Here is a 14812-nt window from a genome sequence, read left to right on the forward strand (position 1 = left end):
CCGAGACGGTCCAGGCAGGGAGTGGTCATGGCGTCACCGTACGGCGGGACGTCCCACCGCCGGCGACCGGGCGTGGAGCCCACTCGGCTCCACCGCCTCGGCCGGTGGTGCGCCCGACACTGGGTCACGGTCCTCGCCTGCTGGCTGCTGGCCCTGGCCGGGCTGCACACCGCCACCACCGTGTGGGGCGGCGACTACTCCGACGACTTCACGCTCTCCGACTCCTCCGCCCAGCGGGGCGCCGACGTCCTGGCCGACCACGCGCCGCAGCTCAGCGGTACGAGCGCCCCCGTCGTCCTGCACGACGACGACCCGCTGAGCCGGTTCACCGACCAGGCCGCCGCGAGTGCGCGTGCCCTGGAGGACCTGCCGCACATCACCTCGGTCACCAACCCGTTCGCCTCCGACACGGACCCCTCCGCGATCTCCCAGGACGGCCGGACCGCCTATCTGACCGTCCGCTTCGACACGAACCCCGAATCCCTGGGGTCGGACTACACGGACCGGGTGGACGACGCCGTCGAACCGCTGCGCTCGGCCGGCGTGCAGGTCGAGTACGGCGCCGGGTTGGGGGAGCTGGACCGGCCGGCCCCGGCCGACGTCCGGAGCGAGGCGATCGGCTACGGCGTCGCCGTCCTCGTCCTGCTGTTCACCTTCGGCAGCGTCCTGGCCGCCGCCGTTCCGCTGCTGACCGCGCTGGCCGCCGTCGTCGTGGGCGTGGCCGTGCTGGGGCTGGTCGCCTCGCAGGTCACCTTCGCCCAGGTCTCCCCGACGCTGGCCACCATGATCGGCATCGGTGTCGGCATCGACTACTCCCTCTTCCTCGTCACCCGGCACCGGCAGCTCCTCATGGAGGGCGGCGACGCCGTGGCGAGCGCCGGGCGGGCCGTCGCCGGAAGCGGCCACGCCGTCGTCGTCTCCGGCACCACCGTCGTCGTCGCCCTGTGCGGCCTCTACGCCTCCGGCCTGTCCTTCATCGGACGGCTCGGCCTGGCCGCCGCGCTGACCGTCCTGACCGCGGTGCTGGGCGCGCTCACCCTCGCCCCCGCCCTGCTGGGCCTGGCCGGCCGCGGCATCGACCGGCTGCACGTGCGCGCGCCGGTGGCCGAGACGCCCCCCGGCCCGGCGGGCGCGACGGGCGGCACCTGGCACCGGTGGGCCGGCTTCGTCCGGCGGCACGCCTGGCCGGTCCTCGCGGTGGGCGTGGCCGTGCTCCTCGTCCTGGCCGTCCCCCTGCTGTCCCTGCGCCTGGGCCACATCGACGACGGCGCCGACCCGACCTCGTTCACCGACCGCAGGGCGTACGACCTCGTCTCCGCCGGCTTCGGGCCGGGCACCAACGGCCCGCTGACCGTCCTCGTCGACCAGAGCGCGGTGCCCGACGACCGGCGCGACGCCCTGTCCTCGGCCCTCGCCGACGCGTTGAAGGGCCTGCCCGGGTCCGCGGGCGCCACGTCACCGCGGTCCGTGGGGGACGGCGACGTGCTGCTGTCCACCGTCACCCCCGCCCAGGCACCGCAGGACCAGGCCACCACCGACCTCGTCAACCGGCTGGAGGACGACACGCTGCCGGGGGTCACCCGGGGCACGGGCGCGTCCGGCTACGTCACCGGCGTCACCGCGGCCCAGGTCGACTTCCGCGACGTGATCGCCGACCGGCTGCCGATCATCATCGCCGTCGTCGTGGGCCTGGCGTTCCTCATCATCCTCACGGTCTTCCGGGGCCTGCTCGTCGCGGTCAAGGCCGCCGTGCTGAACCTGCTGTCGATCTCCGCCGCCTACGGCGTCCTGGTCGCCGTCTTCCAGTGGGGGTGGGGCGGGCCCGCGCTCGGCGTCGAGGGCACCGTGCCCATCGAGAGCTACGTGCCGATGATGATGTTCGCCATCGTGTTCGGCCTCAGCATGGACTACGAGGTCTTCCTCCTGTCCCGCGTCCACGACGCCTGGATGCGGACGGGGGACGGCCACGCGAGCGTCGCCCACGGCCTGGAGGTCACCGCCCGCGTCATCTCCTGTGCCGCGCTGATCATGGTCAGCGTCTTCGGGGCGTTCGTCCTGAGCGACACCATCGTGGTCAAGATGCTCGGCCTCGGCCTGGCGGTCAGCGTGCTCGTCGACGCCACCGTGGTGCGGCTGCTGCTCGTGCCGGCCGTGCTCACCCTGCTCGGTGCCAGGGCGTGGTGGATGCCCCGGCCACTGGACCGGGTCCTGCCGCACGTCAGGGCCGAGGGCACCGAGGGCCCGGTGGGCCCCGGCGGTGCCTGAGACGGCACCGCCGGGCCCTCGGTCAGCCGGTGTTGCGCAGGCCGGCGGCGACGCCGTTGACCGTCAGGAGCAGCGCGCGCGAGACCACCTGGTCCTGCGGCTCCTCCCGCTCGGCGGCCTGCCGCTGCCGGTGCAGCAGCGCCACCTGGAGGTAGGAGATCGGGTCCAGGTAGGCGTCCCGGATCCTGAGCGTCTGCCGCAGCACGGGATTCGCCTCCAGCAGCTCCCGCTCACCGGTGACGCGCAGCACCTCGGCGACCGTCAGGGCGTGCTCCGCCTCGATGGTGTCGAAGACGTGCCGCAGCTCGGCCGGGACCAGCGTCTCCACGTAGTGCCGGGCGATGCGCAGATCCGTCTTGGCGAGCGTCATCTCGACGTTCGCCAGGAAGTTGCGGAAGAAGTGCCAGCGCTCGTGCGCCTCGCCCAGGACGTCGCCAAGACCGGCCTCGCGCGCGGCCTTCAGCCCGGTGCCGACGCCGAACCAGCCCGGCACGATCTGCCGCGACTGCGTCCACCCGAACACCCAGGGGATCGCCCGCAGCCCGTCCAGGCCCGCGCCCGAGTCCGGACGCCGGGAGGGGCGCGAGCCCAGGTGCAGGTCGGCGAGCTGGTCGACCGGGGTGGAGGCGAAGAAGTACGCCGGCAGGTCCGGATCCTCCACCAGCCTGCGGTAGGCGCCGTGCGCCGCCTCCGAGACGGTCTCCATCGCGGCGTCCCAGCGGGCCAGGGCCTCGTCCGACTGGCGCGGAGCCGTGTGCAGGGCGGACGCCTGGAGCGTGGCGGCCACCGTCAGCTCCAGGTTCTCCCGCGCGAGCGAGGGCACCAGGTACTTGTCGGAGATGACCTCGCCCTGCTCCGTCACCTTGATCTCGCCCTCCAGCGTGCCGTACGGCTGGGCGAGGATCGCGTCGTGCGTCGGACCGCCGCCGCGGCCGACCGTGCCGCCCCGGCCGTGGAACAGCCGCAGCCGCACGCCGTGCCGGTGCGCGACGTCCCGCAGCCGCCGCTGCGCCCGGTGGATCTCCCACTGCGAGGTGGTGATGCCGCCGAACTTGGAGGAGTCCGAGTAGCCGAGCATGACCTCCTGGAGGTCGCCGCGCAGCGCGACCAGCTTCCGGTAGGAGGGGTCGGAGAGCATCGCGTCCAGCAGCTCGTCCGCGATCCTCAGCTCGTCGGTCGTCTCCAGCAGCGGCACGATCCCGATGCGGGCCCAACCGCCGTGCAGGTCGATCAGCCCCGCCTCGCGGGCCAGGATGGCGGCGGCGAACACGTCGTCGGCGCCCTGGCACATCGAGATGATGTAGGACTCGATGACCTCGGGACCGAAGGTGTCCAGCGCGCGGCGCATCGTCGAGAAGACGCCGAGCGTCTTGGCGCCCGCCTCGTCCAGCGGCGCCGGGGTCGGGGCCAGCGGGCGGCGCGAGCGCAGCTCCTTGGCCAGCAGCCGCAGCCGGTAGTCGCGCGGCATGTCCTCGTACCGCCACGACTCCTCGCCCAGCCGGTCGAAGAGCTGGCCCAAGGCGTGGTGGTGGGCGTCGGCGTGTTCCCGGACGTCCAGGGTGGCCAGCTGGAGGCCGAACGCGGCCAGCGTGCGCAGCGCCCGCTCCAACCGGCCGTCCGCGACGAGCTGCCCGCGGTGCTGCCGCAGCGAGGACTGCACGAGTTCCAGGTCGGCCAGCAGCTCGCCGGTGCCCAGGTAGTCCCGGCCCGGGACGTGCGGCTTGTCCTCGGCCAGCCGGTCCCGGGTGTTCAGCAGCTTCTGCCGCACACAGGTGACCTTCAGCCGGTAGGGCTCCTCGGCGTTCAGCCGCTTGTAGCGCGGGCTGATCTCCGGCAGCCGCTCCAGGTCGTCGCTGAGGGAGTCCAGCATCTCCTGCGTGGCCCCGCAGTTGCGGATGGAGCTGGACAACGCGCCGCGCAGCTCGTCGACGTGCGCCAGCGCCTGCTCGATGCCGTGCTCGTGCTGGAGCATCAGCACGTCCCACGTCACCTGCGGCGTGACGTTCGGGTTGCCGTCGCGATCGCCGCCGATCCAGGTGCCGAAGGTCAGCGGCCGCGAACCGGCGGGCAGGGGTGCCCCGGCCCGCTCCAGCTCCGCCGCCAGGTCCTCCAGCACGTCCCCGACCGCGCCGCTGTGCAGCTCGTCCAGGTAGTAGACGGCGTTGCGCGCCTCGTCGGTCGGCTCGGGCCGGGCCACCCGCAGCTCGTCCGTCTGCCAGATCAGGTCGATGTTCTCCGCCAGCCGCAGGTCGGTGCGGCGGCGCTCGGCGGAGTCGGTGACCTCCAGCAGCTCGGCCACCTTGCGCAGCTTCGTGAGCACCGAGCGCCGGGCCGCCTCGGTGGGGTGCGCCGTGAAGACCGGGCGCACCCCGAGGTGGGCGGCCGTCTCCCGCAGGTGCGCCGGGTCGGCGTCCTTCAGCAGGTCGGCCGTGCGGGACAGCCGGCCTCCGTCGGCGGAGCGGGCCGCGCGCATCTCGCGCCCCCGGTGCACCTGTTCGGTGACGTTCGCCAGGTGGAAGTAGATGGAGAAGGCCCGCACCAGCTTCGCGGCGGTCTGCGGGTCGGTCTCACCCAGGAGCGCGGCGGCGGCCTCGCCGTCGCTGCGCGTCAGCGCCCGGACGCGTTCGACCAGATCCAGCAGCTCCGGGCCTTCCTGCCGGACGATGGTCTCACCCAGCAGATCGCCCAGACGGCGGATGTCGGCGCGCAGGGCGATGGTGCCCTCCGGGGACTCCACGGCCTCCGGACGGGTGTCGGCACTGCTCATGAGGGGCGGCTCCTTGCAGCTTTTCGGCAGCTCTTGGCGGCACTGCGGTGCCCCGGCTCGCGGCTGCTGCGGTTGCGTCGCCGGTCGCGCGGGCACACCTGTTGTTCAGGACATTCTCGCTGTTGGCAGGTCACGGACCGCGCTGTCCGACGCCCTAAGGATAGGAGGAGCCCCTACCCCGGGTCGGCGCCGTCCACGCACCGGGCGCTCACACCTTCGCGCGCCGCTCCGCAACCGCACCCCCCGCCGGCCCTGTGACCGACGGGCCAAGTGCTGCCATACTTACGAAACCGTAGGTTACGGTCCCGTAGGTGGGACCGGGTCGCCCCCGTCGGATAAGGACGTAGATGACGACGACACCAGACCTGATCGACGGCGCCGTCGACAGCACCGCCCCCCCAGCTCCCCGTACACCCGCCAACGACCAGCCGGTCCCCCTGGGCACCCTCGGGGGTGACGAGCGCCGCTCCGTGGAGCAGGTCGCGCTGCTGCTCTTCATCGCCGTGCCGTTCCTCGCCCTCGTCGCCGCCGTCCCCGTCACCTGGGGGTGGGGCGTCAGCTGGCTGGACCTGGGCCTGATGGTCTTCATGTACTTCCTCGGCTGCCACGGCATCACCGTCGGATTCCACCGCTACTTCACCCACGGCTCCTTCAAGGCGAAGCGGCCGCTGCGCATCGCGCTCGCCGTCGCCGGGTCCATGGCCGTGGAGGGCCCGCTGGTCCGCTGGGTCGCCGACCACCGCAAGCACCACAAGTTCTCCGACGCCGAGGGCGACCCGCACTCCCCGTGGCGCTACGGCGAGACCGTGCCCGCCCTGATGAAGGGCCTGTGGTGGGCGCACATCGGCTGGATGTTCGACACCGAGCAGACCCCCCAGCAGAAGTACGCGCCCGACCTGATCAAGGACCCGGCGCTGCGTGCCGTCTCCCGCCAGTTCGTCCTGTGGACGACCGTCTCGCTCCTGCTCCCGCCGCTCGTCGGCGGCCTGGTCACCTGGTCCTGGCAGGGCGCGCTGACCGCGTTCTTCTGGGGCTCCCTGGTCCGCGTGGCGCTGCTGCACCACGTCACCTGGTCGATCAACTCCATCTGCCACGCCGTCGGCAAGCGCCCGTTCACGTCGCGCGACCGCTCGGGCAACGTCTGGTGGCTGGCCGTCCTGTCCTGCGGCGAGTCCTGGCACAACCTGCACCACGCCGACCCGACCAGCGCCCGGCACGGGGTGCAGCGCGGCCAGATCGACTCCAGCGCCCGCATCATCCGGTGGTTCGAGAAGCTCGGCTGGGCCTACGACGTCCGCTGGCCGCAGGAGAGCCGCCTGGCCGCGAAGCGCTCGGAGGACCCCCGGGCCTCCCGCCGCGAGCGGAGCCACGCCGACGCGGCATGATGGTCGCTGTGGCGACCGATGACCGCACCCCCCAGCACCGGCCCGACGCTCCCTCCCGGCGTGCACGACGACGCATGACCGGGAAGGAGCGCCGGGAGCAACTCCTCGACATCGGGCGCAGGCTCTTCGCCGAGCGGGGCTTCGAGGGCACGTCGGTGGAGGAGATCGCGGCGAAGGCCGGCGTCTCCAAGCCGGTGGTCTACGAGCACTTCGGCGGCAAGGAGGGCCTGTACGCGGTCGTCGTCGACCGCGAGATGCGCCAGCTCCTGGACATGGTGACCAGCGCCCTCACCGGCGGCCACCCCCGCGAGCTGCTGGAACAGGCGGCCTTCGCCCTGCTGGACTACATCGACACCTACACCGACGGATTCCGCATCCTCGTGCGCGACTCGTCCGTCGCCTCCACCACCGGCACCTTCGCCTCACTGATCAGCGACATCGCCACCCAGGTGGAGGACATCCTGGGCCGTGAGTTCAAGGGGCGCGGGTTCGACGAGAAGCTCGCCCCGCTCTACGCGCAGGCCCTCGTCGGCATGGTGGCCCTCACCGGCCAGTGGTGGCTGAACGCCCGCAAGCCCGAGAAGGCCGAGGTGGCCGCGCACCTGGTGAACCTCGCCTGGCACGGCCTGGACGGCCTGGAGCCGAGCCCCCGCCTCATCGGCCACCGCAAGGCGTGACCCCGGTGCGGGCGGCCTTCACCCCTCCGCCCGGGGGTCGCGCAGCGCCTCCAGCACCAGCTCGTAGACGACGAACGGCGCCCCGACGGAGAGCACGCCGCAGACGAGGGTCAGCCCCAGCGGGATCAGCGCCGAGGCCGCCTCCGCAGACGACGAACAGGCAGGCCAGCAGCAGCTCCCTGATGATCACGGACTGCTTGCGCCGCCGCTTCTTCTGCTTCCCCCGCGCCATGCCCTCCGGCCCCCCCGGTGCGTCGCCTGCTAGGTGTTGTAGGTGTTCTGCGCGCGGTCCAGTCCGTCGAGAACCAGGCACTCGACGGCGTCGGCCGCGCGGTCCACGAAGTAGTCCAGCTCCTTGCGCTCGGTGGAGGCGAAGTCCTTGAGGACGAAGTCGGCCACCGGCATGCGGCCCGGAGGGCGGCCGACGCCGAAGCGGACGCGGTGGTAGCCCGAGCCGAGCGACTTGGTGATCGACTTCAGCCCGTTGTGGCCGTTGTCCCCGCCGCCCAGCTTCACCCGCAGCGCGCCGAAGTCGATGTCCAGCTCGTCGTGGACGGCGATGATCCGCTCGACGGGCACCTTGTAGAAGTCGGCCAGCCCCGTGACGGGCCCCCCGGAGAGGTTCATGTACGTCATCGGCTTGGCCACGACGACGCGCCGGCTGCCGGGGCCCGGCGGCCCGATGCGGCCCTCGACGACCTGGGCGCGCGTGCGGTGGGCCTTGAACGCCGCGCCCATGCGTCCGGCGAGGAGGTCGGCGACCATGAAGCCGACGTTGTGCCGGTTGCCCGCGTAGCCGGGGCCGGGGTTGCCGAGGCCGGCGACGAGCCAGGGGCCGGTGGTGGACTCGCTCATGCCTGCTGCTCCCTGCGGCTGCGGTCGGCTTCGGTGACGGGCCCGGGGCGGGCCCCGGGGTGGAACGGCCACGGGCCGGGCGGCGGCGCGTCGGCCGCGCGCCCGGCCCGGCGGATCACTCCGCCGACTCGCCCTCGGCCTCGCCCTCGGCGGGCTCCTCGGCCTGGGCGGCCAGGACCTGCAGGACGGTGGTGTCGTCCTCGACGTCCAGGGTGACGCCCTTGGGGAGCTTCACGTCCTTGGCGAGGACGCTGTCACCGGCGTTCAGCCCCTCGATGGAGACGGTGACCGACTCGGGGATGTGCGTCGCCTCGGCCTCGACGGGCAGGGCGTTCAGCGAGTGCTCCAGCACGAGCTGGCCCGGGGCCAGCTCGCCCTCGGTGTGCACCGGGACCTCGACGGAGACCTTCTCGCCCTTCTTCACGGTGAGGAGGTCGATGTGGACGAGGAAGCCGCGGATGGCCTCGCGCTGCACGGCCTTGGGGATGACCAGTTCCTTCTTGCCCTCGACGTCCAGGCTGATCAGGACGTTCGGGGTCTTCAGGGCCATCATCAGGTCGTAGCCCGGCAGCGTGACGTGCACCGGGTCGGCGCCGTGGCCGTAGATGACGCCGGGGACCAGCTCCTGGGCGCGCAGCCGGCGGGACGCGCCCTTGCCGAACTCGCTGCGGATGTTCGCGGAAATGCTGACGTCGGCCATGACGCTCGCTCCTCGTTTCGGGGTGAACCTGTGGACGTCACCCGGCCACACGAACGGCCTGCTACGAAGAGCGCGTCGATTACGGACCGCCGCACCCGCGGTGCGGCCTCCCTCGCCGAGCAACCCGGTGATGGTACCCGGCGGGGAGGCCGGACCGTGAATCGGTCAGCTCTGCTCCTCGAAGAGGCTGGTCACGGAGCCGTCCTCGAAGACCTCGCGCACCGCGCGGGCGATGGTCGGGGCCATCGAGAGCACGGTGATCTTGTCCATCTCCAGCTCCTCCGGGGTGGGCAGTGTGTTCGTGAACACGAACTCGCTCACCTTGGAGTTCTTCAGCCGGTCCGGCGCGGGGTGGGAGAGGATGCCGTGCGTCGCGGTGACGATGACGTCCTCGGCGCCGTTCGCGTACAGCGCGTCGGCCGCCGCGCAGATCGTGCCGCCGGTGTCGACCATGTCGTCGACGAGGACGCAGACGCGGCCCTTCACGTCACCGACGACCTCGTGCACCGTGACCTGGTTGGCGACGTCCGGGTCGCGCCGCTTGTGCACGATGGCCAGCGGCGCGCCGAGCCGGTCGGCCCAGCGGTCGGCGACGCGGACCCGCCCGGCGTCGGGGGAGACGACGGTGAGCTTGTCGCGGTCCACCCGGCGGCCGATGTAGTCGGTCAGGATGGGCAGCGCGAACAGGTGGTCGACCGGGCCGTCGAAGTAGCCCTGCACCTGGTCGGCGTGGAGGTCGACGCTCAGGACGCGGTCGGCCCCCGCGGCCTTCAGCAGGTCGGCCATCAGCCGTGCGGAGATCGGCTCGCGGCCGCGGTGCTTCTTGTCCTGGCGGGCGTAGCCGTAGAACGGGATCACCACGGAGATGCTGCGCGCGGAGGCCCGCTTCAGCGCGTCGATCATGATGAGCTGTTCCATGATCCACTTGTTGATCGGAGCCGTGTGGCTCTGGATCAGGAAGCAGTCGGCGCCGCGCACGGACTCCTGGAAGCGGACGTAGATCTCGCCGTTCGCGAAGTCGATGGCCTTCGTCGGGACCAGGTCGACACCGAGCTCGCTGGCCACCTCCTCGGCCAGCCTGGGGTGCGCGCGGCCGGAGAAGAGCATCAGCTTCTTCTCACTGGTCGTCTTGATCCCGGTCACTGCGGTGTCTCCTTGAGCTGCGGTGGTGGTGCGCCTATCACGGTACGCCCCGGCCCGGGCCGTTCGTTTTCGGCCGTTCTGTGGACGTTCCGGGGGGGTTCCGCCGGGTCTGCGTGCCCGCTCCGGCGGGATCGGGCTCACGCGGAGCCGGAGCCGGGGCCGGAGCCGTCCGCCGGTCCGGCCGCCTCGCGGGCCGCCTGCGCCGCCGCGCTGCCCGGCCGCTTGCGGGCCACCCAGCCCTCGATGTTCCGCTGCTGCCCGCGCGCGACGGCCAGCGAACCCGGCGGCACGTCCTTGGTGATCACCGAACCGGCCGCCGTGTAGGCGCCGTCCCCGACGGTCACCGGTGCCACGAACATGTTGTCCGAGCCCGTCTTGCAGTGCGAGCCGATCGTCGTGTGGTGCTTGGCCTCGCCGTCGTAGTTGACGAAGACGCTGGCCGCCCCGATGTTCGTGTGGTCGCCGATCGTGGCGTCCCCCACGTAGGACAGGTGCGGCACCTTCGAGCCCTCGCCGATCCGGGCGTTCTTCATCTCCACGTACGTACCGGCCTTCGCCTTCGGGCCCAGCTCCGTCCCCGGCCGCAGGTAGGCGTAGGGGCCCACCGAGGCCCGGGCCCCGATCCGCGCTCCGACCGCGACGGTGTTGCCGACCGTCGCCCCCGGCCCCACGGAGGTGTCCGTCAGCCGCGCCTGCGGGCCCACCTCGCACCCCTCCGCGAGGTGCGTCGCGCCCAGCAGCTGCGTCCCCGGGTGCACCAGCGCGTCCGGCTCGAACGTCACCGTGACGTCCACCCACGTCGTCGCCGGGTCCACCACCGTCACGCCCGCGAGCATCGCCTCCTCCAGGAGACGGTCGTTGAGCATGCGACGCGCCTGCGCCAGCTGCACCCGGTTGTTGATGCCGACGATCTCCCGGTGGTCGGCCGCCACGGCCGCGCCCACCCGGTGCCCGTCGGCCCGCAGGATGCCGAGGACATCGGTGAGATACTCCTCACCCTGGCTGTTGTCGGTGCGCACCCGGCCCAGCGCCTCCGTCAGCAGGGCCGCGTCGAAGGCGAACACACCGGAGTTGATCTCCCGGATCGCCCGCTGCTCCTCGGTGGCGTCCTTGTGCTCGACGATCCCCGTGACCTCGCCGTCCGCGCCGCGCACGACGCGGCCGTACCCCGTGGCGTCCGGCACCCGCGCCGACAGCACCGTCACCGCGTGCGCCCCGGCCTCGTGTGCCGCCGCCAGCCCCGCCAGCGTCTCCCCGGTGAGCAGCGGCGTGTCGCCGCAGGTGACCAGCACGGTCCCGGTCAGCGGGACGCCGTCGGCCGCCAGCTCCTCCAGCGCCATCCGCACGGCGTGCCCCGTGCCGTTCTGCTCGTGCTGCACCGCCGTGCGCACCGCGCCGTCCAGCTCGGCCAGGTGCGCGGAGACCCGCTCCCGCGCGTGCCCCACCACCACCACGAGGTGCTCGGGGTCCAGTTCCTTGGCGGAGGCGACGACGTGGCCCACGAGCGACCGCCCGCAGATGTCGTGCAGAACCTTCGGCGTCGACGACTTCATGCGGGTGCCCTCACCCGCTGCGAGAACGACGACGGCTGCCGGGCGGTTGGCGCTCACGGTATGCCCTTCGACTTCGGGTGAATATCACCCGAAGGATACCGCCGCAGGTCCGCGCCTCCGGTGAACCCCCTCGTCAGCCCGGTGCGTGGCCGCGGCCCGTCAGGGTGGCCAGCGAGGAGCGCACCTGCGCGAGGTGGTCGCGGAGCTCGTCCGCCGCGCCTCCGTGCTCACGCAGGATCCGCGCCGTCTCCGCCTCCACGCGCTCCTCCTCGGCCCGCGCCCGCGCGACGGTCTCCGCCGCCGCCGTGCGCGCCGCGTCCTCCGACGCGTCGGCGGCCCGCTCGGCCTCCGTCCGCTCCCGGCGCGCCGCGTCCAGCGCCGCCTGACCGCGCTCCTCCAGCTCCGCCACCCGGGCGTCGACCTCGGCCGCCTCGGCGGTCAGCGCCGCCTCCGCCGCCTCCCGCCGCCGCCGGTGCTCCCGGTCCTGGCCGCCGAGCAGGGCCTGGCAGCGCTCCGTGACCTCCCGCAGCCGCGCCGCCGCCTCCTCCCGGCGTCCGCCCGCCTCCGCGCGGGCCGCCTCCCGCAGCCCGTCCGCCTCGGTGCCGGCCCGGACCAGCACCGCGTCGGCCGCCTCCACACCGGCGGCCCGCACCCGGGCCGCCTCGGCGCCCGCCTCCTCACGCAGCGTCCGGGCGGCCGCCTCCGCGTCCTCCCGCAGCCGGGCCGCGTCGCCCTCCCCGGCGTCCCGCACCGCCTCGCCCTCGGACTCCACCTCGGCCAGCAGCGCCTGGGCCCGCGCTCCGAGCGACGCGTACGTCGGCGGCGGCAGCGACGCCACCACGGCCCGCAGCCGGTCCGCCTCCTCGCCCAGTTCGCGGGCGAGGACCTCCAGTCTGTCGAGCCGCTCCCGGGCCTCCGCGATCTCCCGGCGGAGGCCCGAGGTCCGCTCGTCCACCTGCGCGGGCCGGTAACCCCGGCCCCGTACGACGTCGAAGCCGTGCGGTGACTCCGTCGAAGCCATCCCTGTAGACCTCTCCCACTCGAGCGCGTCCGTTCCCCCAGGATGCGGCATGAAGCCGCATTCCCGGACGAACAACGTCAGGTGTGTGCGCGTCGGACTACAGCAGGCCGTCCCACAACTGCTCCAGCAGCACCGCCCACCAGTTCTCCGGGTGGCTGAGCGCCGCCGGGTCCAGCGCGGCCAGCTGCTGCTGGAAGTCGACCGTCCAGCGGCCCGCCTGGTCCGGCGTCAGGCCGTACCGCAGCCGCCACATCCGCCCCGCCATCGCCAGGCAGCGGACCAGCTCCGGCAGCCCGGTGTTGACGAACTGCGGCGCCGCCGGCTGCCCGTCGGAACGGCCCTCCAGCGGGACGGCGACGATGTGCGCGGTGCCGTACTGCACACACAGCTGACGCCCGAAGTCGTTGCCCATCACCAGGTACGAACCGGCGTCCGGACCCGGCCGCACGCCCCGCTCCTGCGCCAGCTCGGCCAACGTCGGCACCGGGCGGCCCGGCTGGGCCTGCGCCCAGAAGAACGGCCCGAACTCCACGGGCAGTCCGGCCACGACCAGCGTCCGCGCGACGACGTCGGGCACGCCCTGCCGGGAGACCGCCCGCTGGTCGAAGCGGAACACGCCCTGCGGGCCGAACGCCTGCTGCACCTCGTGCCCGACGCCCTCCGGCGGGACGGGCGGAGCCTGCGGAACCGGCTGCACCGGGGCCCGCACCGGCGCGGGGCGCGCCGGACCGTCCGCCACCTGGTGCAACTCGCCCTGATGGGTGAGCAGGTGACGCATACCCTGCTGCCGCGACCCCTGATCGGCGCCATAGGGCGCGGTGTGGCTCACCCGCACCTGCGGCCACGTCTCGCGGACCATCCGGGCGCAGTAACCGCCCGGCAGATCACACGACTCCAGCTCCGTGTGCAGCTCCAGCACCTGCTGCGGCGGCACGTTCATCGACCGCAGCTCGTAGAGGATCTGCCACTCCGGGTGCGGCATCCCCGGCGCGGACCGCCGGATGAGCTGCTGCTCGGAACCGTCCGGCGCGCGGTAGCGCAGCACCGCCATGTACCCCGGGCCGACCGTCGGCACCGACGGCTGCTGCGGATAGCCGTAGGGCGGCTGCCCGCCCGGGCCGCCGGGCCGCGCACCCTGTGGTGCGTGCCCGCCGTGCCCGCCGTGCGCGGGACTCGGCGGCGGCTGCGGCGGGGGCGGGGCACCCGGCCCGGCGGACGCGGGGCCGGACGGGCCGGCCAGCATCGTCGCGGCATGGTGCACGCCGCCGCCCGGAGCACCGGGCGCGCCCGGCCCGTTCGGCGGGGCCGGGGGCGCGGGCGGTCGGCCCCCGCCCTGGCTCGGGGGGCCGGAGGGCCCGGCCAGCATCGTCGCCGCGTGGTGGACACCGCCGTCCGGCGTACCCGGCCCGGAGGCGTCCGCGCCGGACGGCGGCGGCGTACCGGCGTCACCGGCCTGCGCGACGTCGTCCGCCGACACCAGCTGCGTCGGCACATAGCCTCCGGCCACCCCGCCCGACGTGCCGCCCGTTCCCGACGTGCCGCCCTGCGGCCTGCGCGCGGCGCCCGGCACACCCGGCTCACCGGGGGGCGGCGGCACCGTCGGCCCCCGGCCGCGCGAGGGACGCGCCGGCGGCCGCACCTTGCTCGTGGCCGCGTAGGCGATGGCCTCCCCCTGCCCGGACGGGCCGTCCTGCGCCCCCTCCGCCCCACCGGGCGCCGGAACGCCGGGCGGTGGCGTGGCGGGCGGGGGCGTGTCCGGCGCCGACACGTCCTCCAGCGCCGGGGAGACCTGCGTGCGGGGCAGCGCGCTGCCCTCCGGCAGCAGCTCCGTACGCGCCTCACCGGCGGGCGCGGCCGGCGGCGGGCCCGCGTCGTCCGTGTCGTCGCTGCCGCTCAGCGGGGGCGCCAGGACCGTCGCCGGGGGCGCGAGCGACTCCCCGGCACCCGAGTCGGAGGTGTCGGCCCAACCACCGGCCACCGGACGCCGCTCCGCACGCTCGCCCTCCGGCTGCGGACCCTCCGCCGCCGGGGCCGCCGTCGTGCTCCCGGCCTGCGGCCTCCGGTCCGGAATGCCCATCCGGTCCGCCGCCTCCTGCAACCACTCCGGCGGCGTCAGCAGGAACGACGTCGCCTCCAGGTCCACCCGCCGCGGCGGCACCGGCGCGGGCCGGGCGTCCACCGCACGGGCGCCGTACTCCTCCTCGTACCGGCGGATCACCTCGCCCACGGCGAGCCCCGGCCACAGCGTCGACTCCCCGCTGTCCCGGGCGATCACCAGCCGCGCCCGGCCGCCGTCGGCCCGGGGGCCGTCCGCCCGGTCCTCCGCCCAGGCCACGAAACCCAGGTCGAACTCCCGTACCCGCACCTCCCGGTGCTGGTACGCCGGGACGCCGCCGTTGATCCAGCGCTCCGCCCGTTCCTGCGCCTGCGCGAACGTCACCACCGC

At 73.9% G+C, this 14812-nt stretch carries 10 protein-coding genes; 3 read left to right on the forward strand and 7 right to left on the reverse strand.

Features of this window, described 5'->3' with window-relative positions:
• Positions 1-27 precede the first annotated feature (27 nt).
• A complete protein-coding gene (locus IF129_RS17640) occupies positions 28-2265 on the forward strand; it encodes an MMPL family transporter (RefSeq protein ID WP_191210654.1) in 2238 nt (745 codons plus the stop codon).
• A 22-nt stretch (positions 2266-2287) separates the two neighbouring features.
• Here IF129_RS17640 and ppc read toward each other — a convergent pair whose 3' ends face one another.
• Positions 2288-5032 (reverse strand): phosphoenolpyruvate carboxylase, encoded by a 2745-nt coding sequence (gene ppc, locus IF129_RS17645; RefSeq protein WP_191210655.1) that lies wholly within the window; start codon positions 5030-5032, stop codon positions 2288-2290.
• A gap of 347 nt (positions 5033-5379) precedes the next feature.
• On the opposite strand from ppc, the gene IF129_RS17650 reads away from it, so the two are divergent.
• Both IF129_RS17650 and IF129_RS17655 read left to right on the forward strand, forming a co-directional pair.
• Complete coding sequence (locus tag IF129_RS17650; RefSeq protein ID WP_191210656.1) at positions 5380-6417, forward strand: acyl-CoA desaturase; 1038 nt, start codon at positions 5380-5382, stop codon at positions 6415-6417.
• Positions 6417-7094: a TetR/AcrR family transcriptional regulator gene (locus IF129_RS17655; RefSeq protein ID WP_191210753.1), complete on the forward strand. Its 678-nt coding sequence runs from the start codon at positions 6417-6419 to the stop codon at positions 7092-7094. The genes IF129_RS17650 and IF129_RS17655 overlap by 1 nt, the downstream gene beginning before the upstream one ends.
• Before the next feature lie 261 nt (positions 7095-7355).
• Here IF129_RS17655 and pth read toward each other — a convergent pair whose 3' ends face one another.
• The 6 genes from pth to IF129_RS26775 all read right to left on the reverse strand — a co-directional run bounded on the left by pth (position 7356) and on the right by IF129_RS26775 (position 14809).
• Positions 7356-7949 (reverse strand): aminoacyl-tRNA hydrolase, encoded by a 594-nt coding sequence (pth, locus tag IF129_RS17660; RefSeq protein WP_191210657.1) that lies wholly within the window; start codon positions 7947-7949, stop codon positions 7356-7358.
• A gap of 115 nt (positions 7950-8064) precedes the next feature.
• The gene (locus tag IF129_RS17665) at positions 8065-8649 is read right to left on the reverse strand and encodes a 50S ribosomal protein L25/general stress protein Ctc (protein ID WP_191210658.1); all 585 of its coding nucleotides are present in this window, start codon (positions 8647-8649) and stop codon (positions 8065-8067) included.
• 165 nt (positions 8650-8814) lie between these two features.
• The gene (locus tag IF129_RS17670) at positions 8815-9792 is read right to left on the reverse strand and encodes a ribose-phosphate diphosphokinase (protein ID WP_191210659.1); all 978 of its coding nucleotides are present in this window, start codon (positions 9790-9792) and stop codon (positions 8815-8817) included.
• A 137-nt stretch (positions 9793-9929) separates the two neighbouring features.
• Entirely contained in the window at positions 9930-11402 is a 1473-nt protein-coding gene (gene glmU / locus IF129_RS17675) for a bifunctional UDP-N-acetylglucosamine diphosphorylase/glucosamine-1-phosphate N-acetyltransferase GlmU (RefSeq protein WP_191210660.1), read from the reverse strand.
• Positions 11403-11478: 76 nt separating this feature from the next.
• Entirely contained in the window at positions 11479-12366 is an 888-nt protein-coding gene (locus IF129_RS17680; RefSeq protein ID WP_191210661.1) for a cellulose-binding protein, read from the reverse strand.
• Positions 12367-12463: 97 nt separating this feature from the next.
• Positions 12464-14809, reverse strand: coding sequence for an SUKH-4 family immunity protein (locus IF129_RS26775; protein WP_191210662.1), 2346 nt, complete (start codon positions 14807-14809; stop codon positions 12464-12466).
• Positions 14810-14812: the final 3 nt, after the last annotated feature.

It is taken from the genome of Streptomyces chumphonensis (genome assembly GCF_014779715.1).
Lineage (GTDB): Bacteria > Actinomycetota > Actinomycetes > Streptomycetales > Streptomycetaceae > Streptomyces > Streptomyces chumphonensis.

What these genes read in the sequence shown, in the direction of transcription:
- IF129_RS17680 (WP_191210661.1), bottom strand. Translation starts at nt 12,366, where the DNA reads ATGGCTTCGACGGAGTCACCGCACGGCTTCGACGTCGTACGGGGCCGG.
- IF129_RS17650 (WP_191210656.1), top strand. Translation starts at nt 5,380, where the DNA reads ATGACGACGACACCAGACCTGATCGACGGCGCCGTCGACAGCACCGCC.
- pth (WP_191210657.1), bottom strand. Translation starts at nt 7,949, where the DNA reads ATGAGCGAGTCCACCACCGGCCCCTGGCTCGTCGCCGGCCTCGGCAAC.
- IF129_RS17640 (WP_191210654.1), top strand. Translation starts at nt 28, where the DNA reads ATGGCGTCACCGTACGGCGGGACGTCCCACCGCCGGCGACCGGGCGTG.
- IF129_RS17655 (WP_191210753.1), top strand. Translation starts at nt 6,417, where the DNA reads ATGGTCGCTGTGGCGACCGATGACCGCACCCCCCAGCACCGGCCCGAC.
- ppc (WP_191210655.1), bottom strand. Translation starts at nt 5,032, where the DNA reads ATGAGCAGTGCCGACACCCGTCCGGAGGCCGTGGAGTCCCCGGAGGGC.
- IF129_RS17665 (WP_191210658.1), bottom strand. Translation starts at nt 8,649, where the DNA reads ATGGCCGACGTCAGCATTTCCGCGAACATCCGCAGCGAGTTCGGCAAG.